Genomic DNA, 11,792 nt, shown 5'->3' on the forward strand with positions numbered 1-11,792 from the left:
CCAAAGTAGTCGACCTTTAGTTGATAATTGTTTGGGTATACTACTGAAAAAGTAAGACCATGGGTTAGGGTGCCCATAATCCAAGAGAGGTATTCTTTCGAACTTGATTCGTAAGTAACAGTTACTTTGACAGACAGACTTTCGCATAATTTTTGGAATTATCTTAAGTCTGCAAAAAATCCATATATAGGTGTTTTTTCGTCAAATTCAGTTAAATTAATATCTAACATGACCGTGGTCTATATTAAAATATTTTCCAGTCTAATTAAAGCGAAATTAATTTTGGATATATGATATGTAGTACAAAAGGTCATGTTAATGGTTTGCTAATGCTCTTTAATTTTTTGTAGAGATTTTTATAGTAATCTACCTTTCCTCTTTCCCACAAAATCATAGAGTCAATTTCGATTTTTCTAGAGTTTTTGGTACTGCCACTTTTAAATTTCTTTATTGCTTTAATTCTCTTGGTTTCAAAGCATATATTCTGATTTCTGCATTTCAATAGCAAGAAGTCAAGCTCCTTGAGAGGTATATTCTCATCTTTAAATTTGTTGGATTTTGAAATTTCTTCCAGAAGAATGTAACACAAATTAACATTTGCTAGTCTACTTTTTTCTATTAAATCTATTAATAATCGGGACTGAGTTTTATAGGACTGCTCATCTTTATAAAGAAAAATTTTTGTGCATCTGGAACGGCCAAATGTAAACCAATCAATCAACGCATTTATAATTTCATTTCTTTCGAACTCATATCTAGATTTTTCAGCAGAGTTGACACCGTCACAACGACTTATTTTCATATCTAAAGTATTAATTTCATTTTCTATTAAGTTGAAATCTAAGATATTAACGACAGAAAATAATTCATTGCTTGTGTTACTGTGGAAGATTTTTTTGACAGCAGTAACACTATCTCTACAAAATCCCATGCCTGATCTATCTAAAGGAAGGTCGAAAATGTCAGACTCTGAAATTTCACGTATTGATTCGTTGAAATTAGAGTTTAATAAACCATATCGAGCAGCGAAAATTCTATCTGTGGCAGGCCTGTAATGTGTCGTAAAATACTCTTTTTGATAGAATATGAAGTTGCCCGTGGCCGATTTTGAAATAAGAGATTTGATAGCATAGAAAATTTCGGGAGTTTCAGACTTTGTATTAGTGGTGCTTTCGTCAATTAATTTTAGCGTTTCTATGAAGTCATCCTTATGCAATATTTCAAGTTTAACGGATGCGCGTGATGGAACATATCTAAATTGAATGTCAAATAATCCATGATTTAAATAAATATATATGGCTCGATTGAAAAAATAGAACCTTTTAGACTTTGATAACTTTAGTCTAAAGGAATAAGTCGTTGTATTTTCGTCTGAACTTGAGGTTATTCTCTGTCTATCTAGGATTTTCTCTTTGTTTTGTAATTCTATGTCAGCCTCTATTTCTATTTTTTTTAGTTTCTTAAGAAGGGATGTTTTTAACTGTGTGAAATATATTTTTGAGTTTTCTAAATTAAAAGCACTAACCAATGTGCTTATAATTAATATTAGGTAGGATTTAAATTTGTTATAAACTTTCCCATTGAAATGATAGTTGGTATTGGGTTTACAGGGATGGTGGTTGCTTTTTTCTACAAGAACCACAGTGTCTATGTCTAAAATTCTAAAGGGGAAAATAAATACTATTGAAAAAATAATGATCATGATAACCATATCATACGGCGTGTATTCAATTATATCTTCTAAATTCAACTCAGTAACTTCATTATCCATGACGTCCGTAATTGCATTTCTATCTTCTTCTTCCTTCTCAGTGAGTAAGCTATTAAATTTTTCACTAAAAACGATTTTGTTTATAAATGACACGACTTTTTCTCTAATTGATGAGTTGTAGTTTTTTATATTGAATCTAATGGCAATGTCGATGGCATAGAATAGTGTAATTTTCTCAGTGGATTTAGTGTTGAAATCTATGAAGCTCATGTTTTTTTGACAGAGCACAGTTCTAATATCTTTGTCATTTGACATGTTATTGTCGAAGGAATTTATCCTAGCTATTGTTTCATAATACTCAGTAAGGTAACAATTGGTTTCATAGTTTTCATCTGGAATCCTTTCGTTAATAGGTATAATTGATTTCCTAGAATCAATTATAGAATCGAAAAGTCCTGATCGAGTTCTAAACCGTGTTTCATCTCTCAACCACGGTCGTTCAGAAAAAGGGATTACGGTGTCAGTGAACGGAACATATTCTAAATTGTTTATTGTAAATAAGTTTGTGTATTCCTTGCTATCTTCATCGTTGCGATTAATTCGTTTTCTCTTTATAACTAAATACTTTAGCGGCAGGGAATAATTTTCAGTATTTTCAATTTTTTGAGTTGGATTATCAATAAAGTTTTCGATAAAAGCGCAAACATGTTCTTTAAATGGTATGCTTATTCTTTTTTGATAAATATCATCAGACCACCATCCTCCTCCATTGGAATCTACAAAAACTTTTACTTTCGTTAGCTTTTTATCTGTTCTACCAGTTTCTTTCAAAATTATTTCTTTTCCATACTCATCATCTACAAAAAATTGAATGTCAGAACAGCTATTATGATTAGTTCTCCAATTTAAGGATATTTTTTCAAAGTAAGTCACAATTTCTTTTGCTGATATTTGATAGGCTTTTTCGAATTCGGCGTATTTTTCTAGTTCGAGATCGTTTGTTATTGATTTGTTGAAAAAGGCTCTATATTCTTCAATTTTTATTATTTCTTCATCTAGTTCTTCATCAATTGGTTTTGAATCTTCGCCATTCTCTTTTATCTCTTTAATAGTCTCTGTCACATCTTTCTGATACTTTTTAGCGATTTTATTTTGTTGTTTTAGTTCCGAAATATATGTTGTAAGTGCGATCGCTATAAATAGGCTAAGTATCAGCCATAATATGACTCTGATGTACATGACAACCTGACGTGGTGCGTTGTAGTCAGGCTCCTGAATAACGTGTACCCAGCTTGGAGGCTTTACAAATTTCATATTTCTTCCTTGATATGGGTGGTTAAAAAATAACCGGCAGGTATTTACTTTATATACAGATGCTTTTGGCATCAATAGTTGCTTAAAAAATAATCTTCACTTTACATACTTAAGGAGGGTTTGATGTTGACTTTCGATAAGAGGATGTACAGCTATAAATATAACTTTAGCTACGGATGCCACTACACTTCTCCTTTGAGTAAGCCATGAAGCATTAAATAGCCGTATCGAGGATACTGCGACGCCAGTTCTTTCAAACGTGAGCGAACAGATTCATCAGCTTTACCTTTTTGGCAATAGCGAAATCCCGTTCTGCTGACACCAGCAAGCTTACAAGCAACCCGTTCACTGAGCTTAAATACATCAATCAAATAGCGGGCTACAGGCTTTCTTGCTGCTGGCGTCACCACTTTTTTGAAAGCACATCCTTCATTGCTTCAACTTCCAGAAGTTTGTCAGCCAACATCTTTTTCAGCTTACTGTTCTCTGACTCCAATTCTTTGAGCCGCTTAGCTTCGTTGACTTCCATACCCGCATATTTGCTTCGCCAGTTATAAAACGTACCGGACGATATGCCCATATCACGGCATATGTCGTGATATGGGCCCCAGCTTCATGTTGCTTAATTGCCTTAATGATTTGCTCTTCGCTGTAACGTTTCTTCATGTTGAGATCTCCATTGTCTCCAGTTTATTGGAAATCTCATCAATGTCATGGTGTTATTTTTGGGGGAAAGGTCAGGTTTAGAAGACGTTTACCAAAAAGCAACTTGATAAACATCTGCGAAAATTCGCTGGTGAGAAGTGGGGAGTAATAGAGCTAATTGGTATTGTGAACAATGATTCACAGCACTAATTTTTCGACGTCATAAGCTGAGAAGGAAAAAAATAGCTTATATTAATACGACTTAACTGAACAGTAACTTACTGATCAGCCAATTCACTACTGCTCAATTGACTTGAACTAATTTGAACAAACTAATTCAAGTAAAAATCGTATCTCACGCATTAGCCGTTCTTTTTTGAGATTTGTATTGTTTAGCTAGAGAAACCAAATCCATGTGAGAGTATCTCTCATTAGAAGACACTGGATACGTAGAATATACGTAACTGATGAATTCATTGAAGTACATTGATTTCGTCTTCTCAATGATGGTGTCTATGATATCTTTCTCGCGGTCAGTGAGCTCTAAAGAATTCAGGTTTCCGTTGAACGCGATAACGAATTTATCACCGCCATATATTGTTTTTTCTGGTTTTATTGAAAACTCGCTGTCTGTACTTGCAACATCATATACATCGTCAACGTAAGGACCATAGTGATTGAACAGCCAATCAATATCCGTCATTTGCTTTTCATCTAGCAACGAAGAAAACCAATCCGAAAGATATACCAGCTTAGTCAACCGTGCCTTCGACAATTCATTCTTGTGAGGATAACTTGTCGCAATGTAGGCCATGATCGAGCGCAATTTATTCATGACTTCCTCCTAAAAGTAGATACGAATTCATCGTCAACATCATGATCAGTAATTGGAGTAACTTTTAAAGTTTTATCATATTTGATCGCCCCATGAATAAAGTCGACCATATAGCTTTGGTAATCAGAGCAGTATCTTTTGATTTGAGCTACCTTTTGTTCTTTCCATAATGATTTCTTGTCAGACTCAAAAACAATTACACCTATGTGCTTGTCAGCTTCAACTACCGAGATGGCTATGTACTGACAACTTTTCATCGTAAGCTTTTCGATTTTGTCGTGCTCATAACCATAATGTGCTTTCATATATTCAATGTATTCCTGTTTGTCCTCATCAAAAACAGGGATATTTTCAATATCTACACAAACTCCATGTTCCCATGCTTGGCTTATTACGCCTTTGTTTCTTGGAAATGTTAGTCTGTGAATTTCTGCATATTTAGGGTTTTGTGAGTATCTTGCTATTAAGTAAAACTTCTCATTAATATAGTAATAGATTGTTGCACGGCAATGGGTTCCTAGATTTAGTTGCCTAGCACTTCCTTTTAACCAAGTCGTTACTAACTTGACCTGTAATTCTGCAAGCTCATTTTGTAATAGTTCAGAATCCTCACTAACACTGTTGATTTGCTCTTTTAGCTGATCAACGTTTTTTATCTCTTCACTGAGCTCTTCATTTCTTAAATTGAGATTTTTTTGATCAATATAAGTTCCTTTTCCTCCATAAATTATCATCAGAGAGCCCAAGACTAGCCAAGCCCAAGGCATGAAAAGTACGAATAATGCAAAGTCTGCAACTCCAGAGGTCGATTGCCAATTGCCACAAATGTCATAACTTCCAGCGAATGACGCTGATACACTAACAATTGCTGAACCAACGGCTGCCGCAAATATGTACCACCACTGCCCTAATTTGGTAGAGAAATCCTTTAATGAGGAAGAGCTTCCAGTAAATCCAAAATTTAAATCACTCATTGGTTCCAATTCTTAGTAATTTAATCTGCTTTTACGTAGTTACATTAACATGCCTTCGTATACATTCAGACTGTACGCTTGATATATGTTCTATTTATTCCCACGTCATATACTATTAAATCAGAGTTCGAGATTGAAAATCTGAATCATAACTGATGTAACCTGATTTAAATTTGTTGGGTCGAGTTCGTTGATGATCATACGAAGTCTCTCCAAAGCTGTATTACAAAGCACAACCCGCCCAAGAATCACTGCCAACAACAAATCGGGAAATGCCTCTCCTCTCTCCTCTTTAGTAGCGCGTGATAGTCGCTCCATAATCGCAACAAATTCATCAGATAGCGTTTCATCATAGCTGTAATCAAGTTCTGAGCCTTTAGCAGCACGCCATAAACAAGACTGTAGTAGTGGATCGTTATACCGAACAAAGTTATCAGGCGATAGGATTGCTTGCTGGTGTGGTGTTGACTCCAAACTATCCTCAGGTGAGTGCTTAAAGTTATCTCTCGCGCTTTGTAGTATTGACGCAACTGTTAAATATACTGCTTCTGGTTGCACAGAAGCGGGCTCATATTCAAAGTTCCAGAATGCGAAGTGACGAGTAAAGGAAAGATGTTCCGAGTGTAACCGTCCATTAACGCCTATCTTTCCTTCCAGTCCTTTTGACACGTCATTCAAGCACATGAATCTATCGTGAAGCTCCGTGGAATTTATGAGGTCTTCGTGTTTCTGCAATAGGTGACGTTCAGCCAGCCAACTACTCTTGTCAATCCTTGCTGGAACGTTGATAGAATATTTGGAAAAGAACTTGTACTTCTTAAACACTGGCCCAAAAATCAGGGATTTCTCGAATGTTGCAAGGGCTGATTTACCCTTGAATAAATGGAAAAACGTTACAAATACTCTCAGTCCATCGTGGCCTGCTAATCGAAGATCTCTATTGGCAGCAATAAATTTGTCGCCGGAACCCAGAACAGGGAGGAGAAGGACGGCAGCTGAGTTTGCAGACTGAAATTCTTGATTTATAACATCTTCAAAGTCGATAACCTCAACAGTGAGGTGTGTTTGCAATGATTCGATATACTTTTTGAGAAACGCGTCCGTTTTATCTGTAATGATATATTTTGTAGTGACTGGAATGTGCCAATTGACAATATCATTCCACCAGTCATCCAGCTTACTGAGTAGACTCTCTGGTATTTCATTCAGGTCCACAGTTAATTCTTTTTCTTTATGCCCAGCTATTTTAGGTCTATTACATGCGTGGCTAAGAGATTGATACAGCTGTTTGAAAGGCCACTTAGAAAGTTCCTCTCCATGTATTTTCTTAATTACCACGCTTTTGGGTTCAGAGTGCTCTATGGTGAAGTATTCATCTACCCTTTTTACATAACGTTCAATATTGTCCGGTCTCCTTTTTATTGAAGACTCGAGGGAGCAAAGAACATTCTCAGACTTAGTGAATGACAAAAGTGTAATAACGTCCTCGTTTTGGAGCCTATTCCATTTCTGATAAATCTCTTTCGCCATATTGTTGCTCGATGATGCTGATATGAGGATTAAGGCTTTTTCACCGAGAGGTATTCGAAGATTTCCTAGTCCTCGATAGGAATGAAATGATTCAAACTTTGGTTGATAGTTAACGCTTTCCTTTAGTCGGTTTATTAAATTTATTAGCGCAAGGACAATGTGATTTATCGCAGATGTATCAATGTATATTTTTTTGTACTGGGTGATGTTTTTGATTTTGGTCAATACGCAAAAACCAACAAATACACATTCGGAATAGCTTTGCGCCAGTCTATTTGTTGCAATAAATTCTGTGCGCTGATCTTGAGAAGGTTTTATAAATGAGGAGCCAGGGGGACTCATCTCTACCACTTGATTTTTCGACGCCAAATGCCTGATCCCTTGCACTACAAGTTCATCTCTCAGTGGACCAAGCCCATCACTATTCAGCTCGACTCCGCTCACTCCAGATAGATCGCCTCGTTCGTCGAATGCGACAACAGACAACTTAACTTTTTCACCATAGCGATATAAATTATTCGTTAAATCTTTAGAAGAACTCAGAGAGTCGTTAAAGATGTCTTTTTCACATAACGGGATAACCACAATTACTTCATCAGGCCTATGGTACTTCTCATAAGTTTGCTCAACTATATCTGAGAGAGAAGATGATTCTTCCTGAATTAGGGGGATGAACAAAACAAGTCTTATTTTTTCTCTTTGTGCCATCTCGAAATGAAGCATCAATATTCATCCTTAAATATCAGTGGTACCAGAATAGTGAACGAAGTCCCAGCTAGCTCATAGTCTTCAATTTGTATTGAGTTTTTATCGATACTGACCTCACCATCCCTCGCGAAACTTGACACTGTTGTGTGACCTGTTTTAAGAATAAAGCCGGCATTCAACGAACCCAGGCTATCCAAAACATTCGTTAAGCCAGACCCAGCATAACTTTTATTTTTGGTTGTATTATGCTTTTTGAAACAACTTAGAACTGCATTAATTTCTTCATTAATGGATATTGATTTAGCAGCGTCGCCTGTATTCCTAATCCAACTTTTTGCGTATCCAATACCTGTATCAACAACGCTCAGTTCTAAAAAAGTGACTTTAGGGAGGCCGTTGTATAAGCAATTGATATACGAACTTTCTTTCTCACCCAAAAGTAACAAGAGTTGATTTCTTTCAAGAAGAGAAATGTTTAAATTAATACCTCTTACAGAATTTAAATAGAAGTTACCTTTTTCGTCCCGTAAAGAGTGGTCATCAGTATTTTTAAAAAGTTCGTAGACGCAAGTAGCCAGATTAATAAACAGCTCTGGCTTTATTATTTTTCTTTGTTCATGACCTAGAAGAAAATCCAATGCCTCCTGAAATATATATTTGAATTCTCCTCTTTTTGATATTTCTCCCGCTTGGTACAAGGGCTCTATTAATCCGTTACTTTTTGATGGTTTCAAGCAAGGAAAAAAAAGCTTTCTACCTTTGAACGCATTTTTAAAGTCAAGTTTTTGCAATTTTTCAATAGAACTAATTGCTGGTGAAAAGGCTTTGCCCTTCGAGAGAAGGGTCTCTCCATCTGAGAGAAGGATGTTGTCACATAAAGTCAGGTAAGCCATTCCAAGTAAACTTTGGCATAGGTCACCTAACTGCGGGTCTTCAACGTAGCCTAAATAGGTTTGAATTGTTTTGCTGGAATTTTTAGAACGGAACCAACTGGCTAATAATTGTATTACTTGAGTCTCTAACCCGAGCGAACCGCTAAATTTAAGACCCTTAGAGCTCATACGAATGAATGCTTCAGGATTGTCTAATACTTTTTTGAAAACGGCGCTCTGATTTTTAGGATTTAAATCCTTCGGAATAATTAAAGTTTTCATAAGTCAGAAGTACCATCCTGTTGGTTATTGTATTGCTTAAGCTCCCGAGGCATTGATACCTATCGTATCAAATACACCCTCTATCTTTATACTCTTTTGTCCATTCCTTGAACTGTTTCTCATCACGCTCCTTACTCCTTTCTTGCCTTGCTAACGTTTTTTCGACTTGGGCTTTGGCTTCTCTTCATCGAATGTCACACCAGATAAAGTATCTGCAAACATTTCAGGTTTAACATGGCTGTAATGCTGCTCAATCATGGCTACACTTGTACCGCACTGACGCGCGATAACGTCCGTGCTGGTTCCGGCTAATAGTTGCCAAGTGATATATGTATGTCGCAGTGAATAAAGCGTTCTGGGTCCTCTGGGTGAATCTTTCAGTCCAGAACTTCGCAGTGCTTTCTCAAATGCTTTGCCCAGTTGTGGCGTAGCTTCACCGTTTGCCAGTAAGAATATTTTTTGGTTTGGCGTGCGCAACGGGAAACGCTCACGCAGTCGAATTAATGCGCCTATGACATCCCGCTTACAGACTACTTTTCGCGCACCAGTGTATTTGGTCGTTTTTCCTTTGGTGACATGGATGAAAAACTGGGCTTTGGCACCTTGAGTCTTAATTTCAATGTCTTTCCACGTTAGATTTTCCATCTCTGTACCGGGTCTAATACCAGTGTTAACTGCTATTTCACAGTAGTCATAAAGTAGTTCTCGAATTTGTCTGGTTTTGTCACTATGGGCGTTTAGCTCTCCGTCATAGATTTCTTCCAGTACAGTATCGTATTCGTCCTCTGAGAATGCAGCGCGCCGTTTACTATGTTCACCTTTTGATGACAGTACGGGAACTTGTGCGGCTATCATCCACTTTTGTTCAATCGCTTCTTTAAATACTAATTGCAGTGCTGAGTTGTGAGTAAGTAGGGTAGAGGACGCGGGTGTCCGCTTCATTTTCTCAATACGCCACGTATCAAAATGTTTAATTGTGTCTTGGTTGATAGAGGTGACGTATGTTCTATCAAAGTAAGGAATGTGGTATTTGTTTAATACAGAGATATAGTCTTTGTAGGTAGGCTTACCGCCCCCATGTGCTAATTCATTTTGCAGTTTTTCGATGACCCGTTCTGCAACATCACGAAACCGCTTGCTTTGAACTAGTGTGTTGTTCTCAATCCGTACCTCATGGTCGAGGAAGATACGATGTGCCATAGCAATAGCTTCATCTTTATCTTTCTTCTTAGTGGATTTACAGTACCATTTATTGAATAGAACGAAACGCGCATACCAACGCTCGCTGTTATCTTGTTTGAAGACATACAATGCGTCGTTAATATCGTGTCGAGCAATCTGTTTAGCCATGCTAATAGTAGAACAGGAAATGTGTGTGTTTGCAAAGAATTTGCAAAGTCTTATTTTTTTATTTTAATTGATTGAAATATAAAAGGAATTGATTGAGCTTTCTTTTGAGAATCCGCGTATCCCTGGTTCGATCCCGGGTCGAGGCACCATTATTCAAGAAGCCCTGCAAGCGATTGCGGGGCTTTTTTGATTTTAAGCCCCCAATGCGTCATTTTAAATAAAACCGGTTATTCCAAAAACTAGATTCGCTTTTCGGATGGCACTACCCGCGTTCCAAGGGTGCTATAATGCTGTTCGCTTTAGGTGTAGCGTGATGCCCAGTTATGGCGTAAGCGAGAATTACTATGTAAATCGGCCAATATAAAAGTACAACGCTATAGCCGCTAATACGAAAATAGGTAACGTACCGAGTTGTGTTCGTGTTAGCGACTTAGACTTGATACGTTTCCACGTCATCCATACACCGGTTAAAGACATTCCAGTAAGCGCAATGCCGAAAATAAACCAAATAACCTTAGTCCAAATGCCGCCGAAGGTACCAAAATGTAATGGGTCGGCATATTCGTTCAAGTAGGCGTTTACGCCAATTGATTCTGGTGTAAATCTGCTTATTACTCTTAAAGTTTCTGGATGAATAAAGACTCTATATGCCCTATCTCGCAGCAGTGGATTGTTTTTTACACCGCGCATTTGAATGGGGGATGTTTTGTTTTGGGGTATAATGATCGAGGTGATATGCCAATCGTCGTGAACGTTTTGTGCGGTGCGGATCGCCTGTGTAAACTCTTCAGCCGTTAAATAAATTTCGTTGGCTGACTGATTATTATTAGTAGACAAAGGCGAATTGCTTTGCTCAGCGAGCTCAACTTGTGGGCCGCGAGGTTCAACGCTATTGCCTGTAAGGCGATAACCAAATTCGTAAAAATACCACAAACCTGTAACGCACATCAGGGTGGTAAACCATACACCCCACAGGCCCATGAATTTATGCAGATCGCTCAATGCGATTCGACCACCTTTATCGAAGCGAACACGGAACAGCGCTTTGCGCCAGTTTCTGGTGGTTTTCAACCCAGTGTATATTGATATAGCTAATATAAACGCCATGGAACAGGAAAAAATAATACCGGGTAGTGCAGGCATGAAAAGGTATCTGTGAAAATCCCGAAAGAAGCGTTGAACGCTAAGCCTCGGCATGGTGCCGGTAACCTCATAGGTCCATTGATCGACCTGAACAAATTCGTTGTTTATGGCCTCGTCATCAATCATTGCCCGAAATGTCAGATAATCTTCACCCATTGTAAGCATAAATCGAGGCTGGCCGTTGGGGTATGCATCTTTAATCGATGCATATATTTCACTCCAATCATCAGCGGTGGGCTTACTGCTTCGCCCTTCTGGCTTGGAAGATGCGCGTAGTTCGTCAAAAATAAACCAGTCGATTTCATTAGAAACCGTGGCTATGGTGCCTGTTAAAAGCACAACAAACATTAGAATTGCGAAATTAAAACCAACCCAAGCGTGCCAGTTGTACAGCTTTTTTAAACTCTTTCGGTTATCTTTCGCCACGT

Annotated in this window: 6 protein-coding genes and 2 pseudogenes; all 8 read right to left on the reverse strand. The window is 37.7% G+C overall.

Annotation, left to right across the window (positions count from 1 at the left end; genetic code table 11):
- Positions 1–310: 310 nt before the first annotated feature.
- Entirely contained in the window at positions 311–3,025 is a 2,715-nt protein-coding gene (locus ACXACM_RS05250; RefSeq protein WP_474820277.1) for a hypothetical protein, read from the reverse strand.
- Positions 3,026–3,213: 188 nt separating this feature from the next.
- Positions 3,214–3,691: pseudogene (locus ACXACM_RS05255) on the reverse strand (transposase); the annotation flags it as partial.
- A 334-nt stretch (positions 3,692–4,025) separates the two neighbouring features.
- Positions 4,026–4,505 (reverse strand): Panacea domain-containing protein, encoded by a 480-nt coding sequence (locus tag ACXACM_RS05260; RefSeq protein ID WP_474820279.1) that lies wholly within the window; start codon positions 4,503–4,505, stop codon positions 4,026–4,028.
- Positions 4,502–5,479, reverse strand: a complete 978-nt coding sequence (locus ACXACM_RS05265) for a hypothetical protein (protein WP_474820280.1) — start codon at positions 5,477–5,479, stop codon at positions 4,502–4,504. The genes ACXACM_RS05260 and ACXACM_RS05265 overlap by 4 nt, the downstream gene beginning before the upstream one ends.
- A gap of 120 nt (positions 5,480–5,599) precedes the next feature.
- Positions 5,600–7,732, reverse strand: coding sequence for a hypothetical protein (locus ACXACM_RS05270; RefSeq protein WP_474820281.1), 2,133 nt, complete (start codon positions 7,730–7,732; stop codon positions 5,600–5,602).
- Positions 7,732–8,871, reverse strand: a complete 1,140-nt coding sequence (locus ACXACM_RS05275) for a hypothetical protein (RefSeq protein WP_474820283.1) — start codon at positions 8,869–8,871, stop codon at positions 7,732–7,734. Before ACXACM_RS05275 ends, ACXACM_RS05270 begins: the two co-directional genes overlap by 1 nt.
- Positions 8,872–8,938: 67 nt before the next feature.
- A pseudogene (locus tag ACXACM_RS05280) lies at positions 8,939–10,221 on the reverse strand (tyrosine-type recombinase/integrase).
- A 342-nt stretch (positions 10,222–10,563) separates the two neighbouring features.
- Positions 10,564–11,790 carry a PepSY-associated TM helix domain-containing protein gene (locus ACXACM_RS05285; protein ID WP_474820285.1) on the reverse strand — a complete coding sequence of 409 codons (1,227 nt, stop codon included), beginning with the start codon at positions 11,788–11,790 and terminating at the stop codon, positions 10,564–10,566.
- Positions 11,791–11,792: the final 2 nt, after the last annotated feature.

The organism is Alteromonas sp. AWQ4_252 (genome assembly GCF_056158205.1).